The sequence below is a fragment of the Pseudomonas sp. CC11G genome (genome assembly GCF_056174845.1).
Window position 1 is genome coordinate 391,785 of the sequence record NZ_JBWBZC010000004.1, and the last position, 14,044, is coordinate 405,828.

The 14,044-nt window shown below is 62.0% G+C and carries 11 protein-coding genes and 2 pseudogenes; 8 read left to right on the forward strand and 5 right to left on the reverse strand.

Annotated features, from left to right (window positions below; translation table 11 throughout):
* Window positions 1-6 precede the first annotated feature (6 nt).
* Window positions 7-294 carry a DUF2782 domain-containing protein gene (locus tag AC0V2S_RS08145; protein WP_475509301.1) on the reverse strand — a complete coding sequence of 96 codons (288 nt, stop codon included), beginning with the start codon at window positions 292-294 and terminating at the stop codon, window positions 7-9.
* Window positions 295-490: 196 nt separating this feature from the next.
* Here AC0V2S_RS08145 and polA point away from each other — a divergent pair, with 196 nt between their 5' ends.
* Window positions 491-3,310, forward strand: coding sequence for a DNA polymerase I (gene polA, locus AC0V2S_RS08150; protein WP_475509302.1), 2,820 nt, complete (start codon window positions 491-493; stop codon window positions 3,308-3,310).
* Between the two features lie 281 nt (window positions 3,311-3,591).
* On the opposite strand, the gene yihA is transcribed toward polA, so the two are convergent.
* Complete coding sequence (gene yihA, locus AC0V2S_RS08155) at window positions 3,592-4,227, reverse strand: ribosome biogenesis GTP-binding protein YihA/YsxC (RefSeq protein ID WP_475509303.1); 636 nt, start codon at window positions 4,225-4,227, stop codon at window positions 3,592-3,594.
* Window positions 4,228-4,417: 190 nt separating this feature from the next.
* Here yihA and AC0V2S_RS08160 point away from each other — a divergent pair, with 190 nt between their 5' ends.
* From AC0V2S_RS08160 to AC0V2S_RS08180, 5 genes and pseudogenes are all read left to right on the forward strand, one after another.
* Complete coding sequence (locus AC0V2S_RS08160) at window positions 4,418-4,708, forward strand: c-type cytochrome (RefSeq protein ID WP_475509304.1); 291 nt, start codon at window positions 4,418-4,420, stop codon at window positions 4,706-4,708.
* Window positions 4,709-4,752: 44 nt separating this feature from the next.
* Window positions 4,753-5,358, forward strand: coding sequence for a c-type cytochrome (locus AC0V2S_RS08165; protein WP_475509305.1), 606 nt, complete (start codon window positions 4,753-4,755; stop codon window positions 5,356-5,358).
* Between the two features lie 176 nt (window positions 5,359-5,534).
* Window positions 5,535-6,172, forward strand: a pseudogene (locus tag AC0V2S_RS08170) (thiol:disulfide interchange protein DsbA/DsbL).
* 6 nt (window positions 6,173-6,178) lie between these two features.
* Window positions 6,179-7,057 carry an endonuclease/exonuclease/phosphatase family protein gene (locus AC0V2S_RS08175; protein ID WP_475509306.1) on the forward strand — a complete coding sequence of 293 codons (879 nt, stop codon included), beginning with the start codon at window positions 6,179-6,181 and terminating at the stop codon, window positions 7,055-7,057.
* On the forward strand, window positions 7,054-9,108 hold the full coding sequence (locus AC0V2S_RS08180) for a GGDEF domain-containing protein (protein ID WP_475509307.1): 2,055 nt from the start codon (window positions 7,054-7,056) through the stop codon (window positions 9,106-9,108). The genes AC0V2S_RS08175 and AC0V2S_RS08180 overlap by 4 nt, the downstream gene beginning before the upstream one ends.
* Before the next feature lie 119 nt (window positions 9,109-9,227).
* On the opposite strand, the gene AC0V2S_RS08185 is transcribed toward AC0V2S_RS08180, so the two are convergent.
* On the reverse strand, window positions 9,228-10,583 hold the full coding sequence (locus AC0V2S_RS08185) for a DUF3482 domain-containing protein (protein WP_475509308.1): 1,356 nt from the start codon (window positions 10,581-10,583) through the stop codon (window positions 9,228-9,230).
* Entirely contained in the window at window positions 10,576-11,976 is a 1,401-nt protein-coding gene (locus tag AC0V2S_RS08190; protein ID WP_475509309.1) for a DUF2868 domain-containing protein, read from the reverse strand. The genes AC0V2S_RS08185 and AC0V2S_RS08190 overlap by 8 nt, the downstream gene beginning before the upstream one ends.
* A gap of 125 nt (window positions 11,977-12,101) precedes the next feature.
* Between AC0V2S_RS08190 and AC0V2S_RS08195 the strand changes: the two are divergent.
* A pseudogene (locus AC0V2S_RS08195) lies at window positions 12,102-12,613 on the forward strand (dihydrofolate reductase).
* 82 nt (window positions 12,614-12,695) lie between these two features.
* A complete protein-coding gene (locus AC0V2S_RS08200; protein ID WP_475509310.1) occupies window positions 12,696-13,340 on the forward strand; it encodes a YitT family protein in 645 nt (214 codons plus the stop codon).
* Window positions 13,341-13,437: 97 nt separating this feature from the next.
* On the opposite strand, the gene AC0V2S_RS08205 is transcribed toward AC0V2S_RS08200, so the two are convergent.
* Window positions 13,438-13,896: a metallophosphoesterase family protein gene (locus tag AC0V2S_RS08205; protein ID WP_475509311.1), complete on the reverse strand. Its 459-nt coding sequence runs from the start codon at window positions 13,894-13,896 to the stop codon at window positions 13,438-13,440.
* Window positions 13,897-14,044 lie beyond the last annotated feature (148 nt).

The window sequence follows — 14,044 nt, forward strand, 5'->3', positions numbered from 1 at the left end:
CGCCGCTTACCATTTGAAGATTTCCCAGGCGGGAATCAGCATGTCTGGATTGTCGGAACGAATGAAGTTGCCATCGCTGCCATCGGCACGCACCAGAAAGTACGGTTTGCCATTTTTCGGGGTGATTTTGATGGCGTACAAAAAGCCGTTTTGGCGGTATTCCTGGATCATCTTGTCGCCGTCCTGGCGAATGGTTACGTCCGGGTCGCCAGTAACCGGTTCATCTTCGGCATAGGCGTTTACTGCGCCAGCGGCGAGCAAGCCTGAGAGCAGTAAGCTAGAAAATGTGCGCATGGTAACCTTGTCCCTTTGTCGTCAACGGTGCGGTCATTCTAACAGGCTGCAATGAAACTACTGACGCGGCATTCAGGCGCCCCCGGCATACCGGCTCCTGACTATTAAAAGCCAGTCGTTGCGCCGAACCCCCGTTGCTCGCTACATTTTTCCGCTGTCCGTACACCACGGCCCGTCTTAAAGGTTGATTCCGCGCATGTCTCAGACTCCTCTCGTCCTGGTGGACGGCTCGTCCTACCTGTACCGCGCTTTCCACGCCCTGCCGCCGTTGATGACCTCCAAAGGCCTGCCAACCGGCGCGGTGAAGGGCGTGCTGAACATGCTCAAAAGCTTGCGCAAGCAATACCCGCAAAGCCCGTTTGCGGTGGTATTCGACGCCAAGGGCGGCACCTTCCGTGACGAGCTTTTTGCCGACTACAAGGCTAATCGCCCCTCGATGCCAGACGAACTGCGGGTGCAGATCGAGCCGCTGCACGCCAGTGTTCGAGCGCTGGGCTATCCGTTGCTGTGCGTGGAAGGCGTCGAGGCCGATGACGTGATCGGCACCCTGGCCCGCCAATGCGCAGCGGCCGGCCGCGACGTGGTGATTTCCACCGGCGACAAAGACATGGCCCAGCTGGTTTGCCCGCACGTTACGCTGGTGAACACCATGTCCGGAAGCGTTTACGACATTGATGGCGTTAAGGAGAAATTTGGTGTCGGTCCTGAGCTGATCATCGACTACCTGGCGCTGATGGGCGACAAGGTCGACAACATTCCGGGCGTGCCCGGCGTCGGCGAAAAGACCGCCGTAGGGCTCTTGGTGGGCGTCGGTGGCGGCCTTGATGTGCTGTACGCCAACCTGGACAAAGTGCCCGAGTTGCCAATTCGCGGCGCCAAGGCGCTGCCCGCCAAGTTGCTGGAACACAAGGACATGGCCTTCCTCTCCTATCAATTGGCGACCATCAAACTGGATGTGCCGCTGAATATCGAGATCGAAAGCCTGCACCCCGGCGAGCAGGATCGTGCGGCGCTCGCCGAGTTGTACGCACTGCTGGAATTCAAGACCGGCCTGGATGAGCTTGCCCGTGATGTGAAAGCCGCCGGCATTGCCGCCATTCGTTCCGGCGGCCTGTTCGATGCGCCCGTTGCCGCCGAGCCGCTGTCGAGCGAAGAAGTCGCTGCCGCCGTCGAGCCGGCTGCCAATCAGTACGAAACCATTCTGGATGCCGAGCGTTTTGCCGTCTGGCTGGAGAAGCTGAACAAGGCCGAGCTGTTTGCCTTCGACACCGAAACCACCGGCCTTGACGCGCAACAGGCGCAGCTGGTCGGTATCTCTATCGCCGTGCAGGCCAATGAAGCGGCCTACATTCCGCTGACACACTCTTATATGGGCGTGCCGGCACAGCTGGACCGCGACACCGTGCTCCTGGCGCTCAAGCCGATACTGGAAGACCCGAACAAAGCCAAGGTCGGCCAGCACGCCAAGTACGACATCAATATCCTCGCCAACTGCGCCATCGGAGGTGACCTGAACAACGGCATCACCCTGCGCGGCGTGAAGTTCGACAGCATGCTGGAGTCCTATGTGCTCGACTCCGTCGCCACCCGCCACAACATGGACGCGCTGGCGCTCAAGTACCTCGATCACACCACCATTGCCTTCGAAGACATTGCCGGCAAAGGCGCCAAACAGCTGACCTTCGACCAGATTGCCCTGGAGCAAGCCGGCCCTTACGCTGCCGAAGACGCCGATATCACCCTGCGTCTGCACCAGGTGCTGTGGCAGAAGCTGCAAGCGACGCCGAGCTTGGCCAAGGTGCTGAGTGAAATCGAGATCCCGCTGGTGCCGGTGCTGGCTCGAATCGAACGGCAGGGCGCGCTGGTGGATGCCAACCTGTTGGGCCTGCAAAGCAACGAGCTGGGCGAAAAAATGGTCCAGCTTGAGCGCGAGGCGTTTGCCATTGCCGGCGAGGAATTCAACCTCAGCTCGCCCAAGCAACTGGGCGTGATCCTGTATGAAAAGCTCGGCATGCCGGTGCTCAGCAAAACGGCCAAGGGGCAGGCGTCTACCGCTGAAGCGGTGCTGGCCGAACTGGCTGAGCAGGACTTCCCGCTGCCCAAGGTGCTGATGCAGTACCGCTCCATGAGCAAACTGAAAAGCACCTACACCGACCGCCTGCCCGAGCAGATCAACCCGCGTACCGGGCGTATTCATACTTCGTATCACCAGGCGGTGACGGCTACCGGGCGTTTATCTTCCACCGATCCAAACCTGCAGAACATCCCGATTCGTACCGCAGAAGGTCGGCGTATTCGCCAGGCCTTTATCGCGCCGCCGGGTTACAAACTGCTGGCGGCGGACTACTCGCAAATCGAGCTGCGCATCATGGCGCACCTGGCTCAGGACGAAGGGCTGTTGCACGCCTTCCGTAACGACCTGGACGTGCACCGGGCGACCGCTGCCGAGGTGTTTAGCGTTGAGCTGGAGCAGGTCACCACCGATATGCGCCGCAAAGCCAAGGCCATCAATTTCGGCCTGATCTACGGCATGAGCGCGTTTGGTCTGGCCAAGCAGATCGGAGTGGATCGTAAAGAATCGCAGGCCTATATCGACCGCTACTTCGCCCGGTACCCAGGCGTGCTCGCGTATATGGAGCGCACCCGCGAGCAGGCGAGTGAGCAGGGGTACGTCGAAACCTTGTTCGGCCGTCGCCTTTACTTGCCGGAAATTCATTCAAAAAACGCCGGCCTGCGCAAAGGCGCCGAGCGCACGGCGATCAACGCGCCGATGCAGGGCACGGCGGCAGACATCATCAAACGGGCGATGGTGAAGGTGGACGCCTGGCTTAGTGCGTCAGGGCTGGATGCCAAAGTCATCCTGCAGGTGCACGACGAATTGGTGCTGGAAGTGCGTGAAGATTTACTGGAAACCGTCAGCGCCGAAATTCGTCAGCAGATGAGTGCGGCGGCCGAACTGGATGTGCCACTGCTGGTTGAAGTCGGCATCGGCGCCAACTGGGATGAAGCCCACTGACAGCAGCGTTTTTACTGCGGCATAACGCCGCAGAGAAATCGTTCGTTAGGAAGCTACTGGAATTAAGAGAAGGGTTTTTATTGCTAACCGGTTTTAACCCGCCGGTGAACTTTCCGTAAATCAGGGCGGTCAGAGTTACTGAATGGCTGATGAAGCCCTTCGGTGCTCCTATGTTGTGTTAAGTGTTGGCAGATATCTGAGCCCCGCCCTAGCGGTTCAGACCCTTAAACCCCGAGCCTCTCCCTCCCCATACGAAGCTCGGGGTTTTTTTTGTCCGCGATTTACTCCGCGGGCACGGTGTCTTCCAGTTCCATCCAGCGCGCCAGCACGGCTTGCGCCTCTTCGATGCCCATGCGCTTGGGCGCTGAGAACAGCTGAATCGTTACCCCGTCCCCCCAGCCTTTACGCAGGTCGGTCTGCACTTTGAGCAGGGCGTTTTTGGCTGCGCCGTAGGCCAGTTTGTCGGCCTTGGTCAGCAGAATATGCATAGGCATTTCGCTGGCTGCAGACCAGTCGAGCATCAGCCGGTCGAACTCCGTCAGCGGGTGGCGGATGTCCATCATCAGCATCAAACCCTTCAGACTTTCGCGGCTGCCCAGATAGGCTTCCAGGTGGCGCTGCCAGTGCAGTTTCAGCGGAATAGGCACCTTGGCGTAGCCGTAACCCGGCAAGTCGACCAGGCGGCGCTCTTCGTCCAGGCGGAAGAAGTTCAGCAGCTGCGTGCGGCCTGGGGTCTTCGAGGTGCGCGCCAGGCTGGCGTGGGTCAGCGTGTTCAGCGCGCTGGATTTACCGGCGTTGGACCGCCCGGCAAAGGCGACTTCAAAGCCCTGATCGTCGGGGCATTGGTCCACTTTCGCGGCGCTGATCATAAAGGCAGCCTGTTGGCACAGACCGATGATGGGGTTCTTGAATTGCATCGAATTTTCCGGTGAGGGGGTGCCAGCGAGTGGCCCGGCGTGCGGTGTCGCTTCCGTTTCAGTGACGCCAGTATATAATGCCGCAGATTTTGTGTGCGCTTTGTCCGGTAGAAGGGCAAGGATTGCTATAAGGATTTTCTGATTTCGCGCATTAGAACGCGGAACATTCCTCACTGATGAGGTTGATCTGATGAAGTTGTTGCTGCTTGCAGCCACTACCCTGTTGTTGTCCTCGATGGCTCATGCAGCCCAGGACCCGGAAGCGGTATTCAACCGTTCCTGTGGAGCCTGCCATAATGGACAACTGCCGATGGCGCCTAAAAAAGGTGACACGGCTGCTTGGAGCCCGCGGTTGGCCCAAGGCATGGACAAGTTGGTGCAGCATGTGACCGATGGATATAACGCCATGCCGCCTCGCGGCTTGTGCACCGACTGTAGCGCTGAAGACTTCCAAGCCATCATCCAATGGATGAGCAAGTAAGCCACGCGTTGATTCTCTCCCTTTAGCCGTAATTGGATTAGCTGATGAACAAAGTACTCGTGAGTCTGCTGTTGACCCTGGGCATCTCCGGTATGGCTCATGCCGCAGGCGACGCCGCTGCAGGTCAAGGCAAAGCAGCTGTATGTGGCGCTTGCCACGGTGCCGACGGCAACAGCCCTGCGCCTAACTTCCCGAAACTGGCTGGCCAAGGCGAGCGCTACCTGCTCAAGCAAATGCATGACATCAAGGCCGGCAACCGTACCGTGCTGGAAATGACTGGCCTGCTGACCAACCTGAGCGATCAGGATCTGGCAGACATCGCCGCTTACTTCTCCAGCCAGAAAATGGGCGTAGGCGCAGCCGATCCGAAACTGGTTGCTCGCGGCCAGGACATCTTCCGCGGCGGCAACCTGGAAACCGGCATGCCAGCATGCACCGGTTGCCACTCGCCAGACGGCTCGGGTAACCCAACCGCCGGCTTCCCACACCTGGGTGGCCAACACGCCACTTACGTGGCCAAGCAGCTGACCAATTTCCGCGAAGGTGATCGCACCAACGATGGTGACAACATGATCATGCGCGGCATTGCAGCTAAGCTGAGCAACAAGGATATCGCTGCGGTATCCAGCTACATCCAGGGTCTGCACTAATCGCGATAGCGGTAATATTCCGTACGCATTAGCGTGAAGAAAAGGGTGGCGAGAGCCACCCTTTTTCGTTGGGGCCGCCGTTACAATGTTGGCCGCTCAGCCGGGAACCCGCCGTCAGGCAATCGGTCGAAATCCAGCTCGCTATCGGGCGAGTTTTATCCGCCAAGGAGTCAAGCATGCGTAACCTGATTTTCAGTGCTGTCCTCGCTACCGCGAGTTTGATCGGCATGACTGCTACCGCCACCGCCGCGGAGCCTATCGAAGCCGGCAAACAATACGTGGAGCTGAGCAGCCCTGTTCCGGTTTCCAAGCCCGGCAAGATCGAAGTCGTTGAGCTGTTCTGGTACGGCTGCCCGCACTGCTACCACTTTGAACCCACCATTAACCCATGGATCAAGAAGCTGCCGGCCGACGTGCACTTCATCCGTATTCCGGCCATGTTCGGCGGCGTGTGGGATGCCCACGGCCAGCTGTTCGTAACCCTGGAATCCATGGGCGTAGAAGAAAAGTGCACGCCTCGATTTTCGACGCTATCCAGAAGCAAGGTAAGAAACTGGCCAAGCCTGACGAAATGGCCGAGTTCCTCGCCACCCAAGGCGTCGACAAAGACGAATTCCTCAAGGCCTACAACTCCTTCGGCGTGAAGAGCCAGGTCGAGAAAGACAAGAAGCTGGCCCTGGCCTACCAGATCAGCGGTGTACCGACCATGATCGTCAACGGCAAATACCGCTTCGACATCGGCTCGGCCGGTGGCCCGGATCAAGCGCTGGAAGTGGCTGATCAACTGATCGCCAAAGAACGCGCAGCGAAGTAAGCCGCCATGCTCCGTCGCTGGGGTGCGCCACGAATTGCCGGTCCGCGCGATGCGCGGGTCAACGCAGCGTGTGGCGACACCAGCGGCCTGCCGGCAGACGGGCGTTTACGTCTGCTCAGTTTCAATATCCAGGTCGGCAATAGCACCGAGAGTTATCGCCACTACCTAACCCGCGGCTGGCAGCATCTGCTGCCGCACGTGGGACGCTCCGGCAATTTGCAGCGTATCGGCGCGTTGCTTGGTGACTACGACCTGGTAGCCCTGCAGGAAGCCGACGGCGGCAGCCTGCGTTCGGGCTATATCAATCAGGTGGAACACCTGGCCCAGTTGGGCGCGTTCCCTTACTGGTATCAACAGCTCAACCGCAACCTCGGGCGCCTCGCCCAACACAGCAACGGCGTCCTCAGCCGTCTGCAACCTACCGTTATCGAAGATCACCCGTTGCCCGGTCCGCCCGGTCGTGGCGCCATTCTCGTGCGCTTTGGCGAAGGCGACGATGCGCTGGTGGTGGTGATGATGCATTTGTCGCTGGGGGCCAAAACGCGCGTCCGGCAACTGGCCTATATTCGTGATCTGATCGGCGATTATCGCCATCAGGTGCTGATGGGCGACATGAACACCCACGCTTCTGATTTACTGCTTAACTCGCCCTTGCGCGACCTGGGTCTGCTGGCCCCTCAGGTGGAAGCGACCTTCCCCAGCTGGCGCCCGCAGCGCTGCCTGGACCATATTCTGTTGACCCCAAGTTTGACTCTGGAAGCTGTGCGCGTGTTGGCCCAACCGATTTCCGATCACCTGCCCGTGGCGGTGGAGATTCGTTTACCCGATAGCCTGTGCAGTAATCCGGATAGACCCAATACTTCCCTCGCGGAAATACCGACATGAGTGACGACGCGCAGCGTTGGAAAGAGAAGTACCTGAGCAGTCTCGAGGACCAGGAAAAACTCGAGCGTCGTTGGGATAACCGTCTCGATCTGCTGCGTCGCGGCCTGGTGCGCAGCTCCCTGGCGGCCGAGGGCACCGACAAGGCCGTTGACCAGTGCATGCACGAGCTGCGCGAAATCGTCCGGCGTGACGATATGGACGCCGGCCTCTCTGCCCTGATTCCGCGTCTGGAAAAGGCCGTACTCGATTCCGAGCAACGCCGCGTCGAACGCGCCACCCAGGTCACCGGCGCCCTCGGCGGGCTGGTCAGTCAGTTGCTCAAGCTGGATCTGCCCAGTGAAGTGCGCAAGCCCCTGAAGAAATTCACCAAACAAGTGGAAAACCGCGCCAGCCAGGTGCGTGAGTTGCCGGCGCTGTTAGCCGAACTCAGTCACCTGCAACGCCAGGCGCTGGACGTATTGGAGGCCCCGGAATCGGCGCGCCCCGGTTTGCTGCAGCGTCTGTTTGGTGGCCGCGATAGCGGCGCCGAGGAGGCGGACGATACGCCTGCATCTGCCGCGCCCGCTGCTCCCGTTGCCGCAGCACCGGCCCCGCAAGCCGCGCCTGCGCTGACAGCCGCTGCGCCCGCACCCATTGCTACACCGACGCCTGTTTCCGAACCTGCCGCAGCGGCCGTGACACTCGCCCCGGCCCCGGCCCCGGCGGCTCCTGCGCCAGCCCCTGTGCCCGCAGCCGTTGCCGAGCCCGTAACCGTACACACCTCGGCGCCGGCCACTGGCAGCGAAGCCGCCACCGTCGCCATCAACGAAGCCCTGGCTGCTTCCCGCGCCACGTCGCGCACCTCTTCGCTTTCAACACTGGATAGCCTGCCGCTGTCCGCTTCGTTGTTGACCGATGGCGCGACCGTCTCGGCGGCGATTCACGCCACCGTCGAGCAGGAATTGGCCGACCCCGAGTTCGCCATTCCGCCTGCACCGGAAGCCGGCTACAGCGCGATTGCCGCCCACGTAGAAGCCACCTTGTTGGGTCTGCTCGACGATCTGCCGGTGCCCGAACACCACAAACCCCAGGCCGAGTCGCTGCGTGGGCGTATCCAGAATGGCCTGAATCTGTACGAGCTGGTGCCGGTGCTCGACGATTTCGCCGTGCTGATGTTGGCCGTTGCCGACCTTGGCCAGCGCGAGTTCGAAGGTTATCTGGCGCAACTCAACCAACGCCTGGCAACTTTCCAGGGTGGGTTGCAGGACGCCCACCAGGGCTACAGCGAATCCATGGCCGCGGCCCGCGAACTGGATACCGAACTGCGCCAACAAGTGGACGGCCTGCACAGCAGCGTGCAGCAAGCCACCGACCTTGGCAGCCTGAAAAACCTGGTGGAAAACCGCCTGGATGGTTTGCTGAGCACCATGTCCCAATACCAGTCGCAGCGCGATGAGCGCGACCAGGAAGTGGCGGGGCGCCTGCAAACCCTGGTGGAGCGCGTGGCGAGCATGGAGCAGGAAGCCAAGGGCTTTCGCGACCACCTCGAAGAGCAACGGCAAAAAGCCCTTACCGACCCGCTTACCGGCTTGCCCAATCGCGCCGCCTGGGCCGAGCGCCTGGAGCTGGAGGTGGCGCGCTGGCAGCGTTATGGCGGTGATTTGTTGATGGCGGTGGTGGATATCGACCACTTCAAACGCATCAACGACAACTACGGCCACCTGGCCGGCGACAAGGTGTTGAAGATCATCGCTGGCGAGCTGAACAACCGGCTGCGCAAAACCGACTTTATGGCGCGGTTTGGCGGTGAAGAGTTTGTGCTGCTGATTCCCGCCACACCGATTGCCGGCGGCCAGCAGTTGCTGGAAACCCTGCGAGCCGCCATCGAAGCGTGCCCATTTCACTTCAAGGGTGAGCGGGTGACCATCACCATCTCCGGCGGGCTCACGGCCTTTGCCGACGGCGAGAAGGGCGACGAGGTGTTCGAGCGTGCTGACCAGGCGTTGTACCGCGCCAAGCGTGGTGGTCGAAACAACGTGGAAGTCGCTTCTCTTGAATCGTCGGCGGGTTAACTGCTGTGCACCTGGATTCCCGCCTGCGCGGGAATGACGGTGATTGAGATAGAAAACTCCGTCGTCCCCGCGTAGGCGGGGACCCAGAATGGCGCGGTGAACTCCTATCCAAGGCTGGATTACAACTCGGCGACCAGCTTATCCACAGCCTCTTGCCGCTCCGCCTGCTGAACCCGTGCCTGCGGGTTGAGGGACGACCAGCGCGGATGCGCCCGCGCCTGGCGCAGCACCGCCGGCAACTTGCCCTGCCGCCAGCCGCTGTCCTGCTCGCCCTTCACTTCCACCGCGGCTGTCGCCGCATGCCCCCGCATGCTCAGCGCATCCAGCAGTTGGCGCTGGCGCACGGCCAGCAAGCGCAGCACGTTGTCATCCACTGTCAGCTCGCGTTGGCCCTTGAGCTTGCCCAGCAAGCGCTCGCCATAATTACGCGCCGTCTGCACCCCGCCGCCGGCCAACGCGCCTAACAGCGTGGCGGCGCCGAGGGTCAAACCGCCGACCATCAAGTCAATGCCCACGCCCGCTGCCGCCCCCGCTGCAATGCCGCTGCCAACCTGCACGCCTAATTGCTTGAGCGTTTCGGGATTGAACAAATCGTCACCCCAACGCCCGTCCAGCAGCGGCAAATCCCCGGCACGGGCATCCTCCTGCCGGAACGCATACAAACGCAGCAGCGCCTGCACGCAGGCCTGTTCACGCTGGCGAATGCTCTGATGCAGCGCCTGTACTTGCGCCTGTTCGTCTGCGCCGACACTGCGTCGGCACGCTGCGCAATCAATGAGCAACTCGGCGATCAAGCGCAGCCCCGCGCTATGACGGGCGCGGGCTTGTGCTTCGTGGTCGGCAATCAGGCGTTCAAGTTGCGGGCGGGATTTTTCCAGCAGCAGCGCCAGGCTTTCATACAGCCGCCGCTCGCCATCCAGCGGCGGCGCTACGGTGTCGAAGCGCACCAGCGCGTGCAGGCCCAGACGCGCCAGGGCGTCGCGCCATTCTTCTTCGCGTTGCTGGGCGCTGGTGACGAAGTTGAGTACCGGCAGCAACGGCTTGCCGCAGCTGCTTAGCACCGCCAGCTCGTCGCGGTACTTGGCCAACACCGGCTCGCGGGCGTCGATCACATACAGGCCAGCGTCGGAGGCGAGCAGTTGGCGCAGCACTTTGGCTTCCTGCTCGAAGCGCTGCCGGGCTTCGCTGCTGTCGAGAAAGCGAGCCAGGCGCGCCGGGCCGTCCAGGCGTTCGCCGGGGCGGTCGAGGCGTTCCAGGTAATCGAGCAGGGCGATGGCGTCTTCCAGGCCGGGTGTGTCGTACAGCTCCAGCAAGGCCTGGCCGTCGACCGACAGCCGTGCGCCTTCGACATGGCGGGTGGTGCTGGGGCGATGGGAGACTTCGCCAAAACCCACGTCACGGGTGAGGGTGCGCAGCAGGGACGTTTTGCCGACGTTGGTGTGGCCGACCACCGCCAGTTTCAGTGGCTTACTCATGAGCGCCCTCCAACCAACTCAATGGCGCCCCCTGACGCCAATCCAGCTGCAACCCATCCAGCGCTGTATGCCAATCCTCCAGCCGCTGACTATCCAGCGCTTCCCCCGGCTCCGCCGACAGCAACCACACCCGCGTCTGCCCGGCATTGCGCGCCAGCTCGGCCAGCAGCGCCAAGGTGCCTCGATCCGGTGAACGACGCGGGTCACAGGCAATGGCCAACCGCGCTGGCGGAAAACGACTGAGCTGATCCAGCAAATGCTGGCGCTGCTCGCGGCTATCAATCACCCCGGCATCTGCAACGCCCTTGGGCAGTGCCGGCGGCCAAGGGCGGCGTGGGTCCAGTTCAACGGCCACCAGCAAGGCGCCCTCACTGGCCAGGGCCGGTCCGCCCGAGGTTACGGCGGCGAGCTGTTCGGGCGCCGCATCCGTCACGCCCAGACGCTCGCTACTCGGTTGCAGGCGTTCGCGCAGCAGGCTGTAGCCGGGCAGGTCGAGGTCCAGACGCAGGCCAGCGCGGCCCCGATGCCAGCGCCAAAAACAAAACAGAGCAAGCAGCACCCGCGGCAGCAGGCCGTAACACACCAAAACCCCGAGCACCCAAACCGCCCAGGCCTGGCGCGCGCTTTCCTCGGCCACGGCATCGGCGCCGCTGGCGCGAATCAGCTCAACCGCCGGTGTGCTGAAGCCGAGCAAATGAGGCAGGGCGCCGAGGGTTTGAATCAGGGGGACGAAGGTGTCGCTACCCAGCAGCGTGGTTTCCCACACGAAGCCGTAGCGTCGGGTCGCCAGCAACGCCAAGAGGCTGCCCAGCGCGCTAAGCAACAGCAGCGCCCACAGCCCATGCACGAGAAGGCCCAAGGCCCAGCGATTCAAACGCTGGCGCTGCAACAGCACGACTAACGCCGGCGCCAGTTGCACGGCCTGCGCATCGCGGGCGAATTTTTCGCTGAGCCATAACCACAGTTGGCCAAGGGTCGCGCTGCCGTTACCGGCGAGCAGAAGGCCCACGATCCAGCCTACGAGCGTGAGCAGATGCAAACCCAGCAGACTGCCCAGCGCCCACATCAGGTTGACCGGCCGCAGGCCGTCACCCAGCGCCGCCAACCCAAGCCCGGCGCCGCTAAGCACCGCCACCGCCAGCAGCACCCACAACGCCAAGACCGCGCCCCGGTGCCAATGCAGCAGCGCCGCGTGCATTCCGTCGCGCTGCGCCAGCCACAGGGCGCGGGCTTCGATACGGCTGGCCAGGTCGCCACCGGCCGCTACGGCCTGGCGATTAGCTTCGCGGTCTTCTAGCGGGCCGGCCTGCTCTTCGCGCAGGCGCACGGCTTCGGTCAGCCACAGGCGCTGCAGGGGCGAGAGGGGAGAAGCAGGAGCTTTCGATACGGTCATGCACAAACTCATGGCTGAAAAAGACGGCCCCGCTTGAACAGGGCCGGGTCTGAGGATAACCGCTCAGGCGCGCCCCATCATCCGTTTGCTTTTTTTCCGCCGTGCATGCCGTTATCCTCGCCGCCATGAATACGACCTTGCCCCTCTGCCTGATCGCCGCCCTCGCCGAAAACCGCGTGATTGGCCGCGACAACCAATTGCCCTGGCATCTGCCAGCGGACCTCAAGCACTTCAAAGCCATGACCCTCGGCAAGCCGATCATCATGGGCCGCAAAACCTGGGACTCCCTGGGCCGCCCGCTGCCGGGCCGTCTCAATCTGGTGGTCAGCCGCCAGGCCGGCCTGCAACTGCAAGGCGCGGAAGTATTTGCCTCGCTGGAAGCGGCGATGCAACGTGCCGAAGAATGGGCCAAGGCCGAAGACGCCGACGAGCTGATGCTGATCGGCGGCGCCCAGCTTTACGAACAAGGTTGGCACTGGCCCAGCGCCTGTACCTGACTCGCGTGGCCCTGAGCCCCGAGGGTGATGCCTGGTTCCCCGCGTTCGATATAGCTGCCTGGCACCAGGCTTCAAGCATCGAGCACGACGCTAGCGCCGAAACGCCGGCGTACAGCTTCGAAGTCTGGGACAAGCGTTAAGCCCGCAACCCCCCGCCCCACTGACTACGCTAAACACGCAGCCCCGCGCGGGGCTGCGCATTGCTATTCCCGAGGTTTGACCATGCAAGACACTCCGCCGACTGCATCTGAAGATGCAGTTGCCAAGGTATTTGTTCGCCACCCGCTCTGGGAGGATGGCCTGGCCATGGTTTCTGGCACCGCCATGGTGGCGTTGGGCATCGCCTTCTACGCCCATGCCGGGCTGCTGACCGGCGGCATGGTGGGCTTGGCATTTCTGCTCAAGTACCAGCTGGGTGTGCCCTTTGGCCTGATGTTCTTTCTGCTTAATCTGCCGTTCTACGCGCTGGGCATCTGGCGTATGGGTTGGAGCTTTACCCTGCGCACCGGCTGCGCCGTGGCGCTGGTGTCGGTACTGGCCGAGCTGACGCCGACCTGGGTGTCGTTCAACCAGCTAAGCCCGCTGTATGCGGCGGTGTTCGGTGGCCTGGCGATGGGCTTGGGGTTGCTGATGCTGTTCCGCCATCGCGCCAGTTTGGGCGGGGTGAATATCCTCGCGCTGTTTGTGCAGGAGCGTTTCGGCGTTCGGGCCGGGCTGGTGCAGATGGGCGTGGACGGGGTGATCGTCGCGGCATCGCTGTTTGTGATTGCGCCGGAGAAGGTGGCGTTGTCGGTGTTGGGGGCGTTGGCGCTGAATATGGTGCTGGCGATCAACCACCGTTCGGACCGCTATATGGGCGTGAGCTGATGCCCGTCATCCCCGCGTAGGCGGGGATCCAGAGTCTGTCCGGAGTGCGCAGGGTTTCTAACATTCTGGGTCCCCGCCTTCGCGAGGACGACGGTGTTTAAAGGAGTAGTTCCTCCAGCTCACCGGTTACCAACCCTTCCTCAACCCGCAAAAACCCCACACTGATCGGCAGCTTGAACCGCCGCGGCCCGGCGCTTCCGGGGTTGATATACAGCACGCCATGCACCTGTTTTTGCAGCGGCTTGTGCGAGTGGCCGGTCACCACCACGTCGATGCCCGCCGGTAATTGCTCCGGCACGTCGGCCATTTCATGCACCACGTAAATGCCGATGCCGTCGATGCGCAGCACCGCATGGGTGGGCACGCTGCTCGCCCAGCTGTCGTCCTCGTCGTTATTGCCGCGCACGACAGTCAACGGCGCCAGGTCGCGCAGTGCTTCGAGGATCTCCGGTTTGCCAATGTCGCCGGCATGCACGATGCGGTCGCAGCCTTCCAACGCGGCCAGAGCTTCGGGGCGCAGCAGGCCGTGGGTATCGGAGATCAGGCCGATCTTCATGGGCATTTCCTCCCGTGTTTTAACTGACTGAATTCTATGAATTTAACGCCTAATCGGTCGTTTTATCGCGGTTTTCATGCCGTTTTCACGACAGTGCGTGGCGCTTGGAGCGAACGATAGGTCGCTGTCGGACCCGAGCTGTCACGTT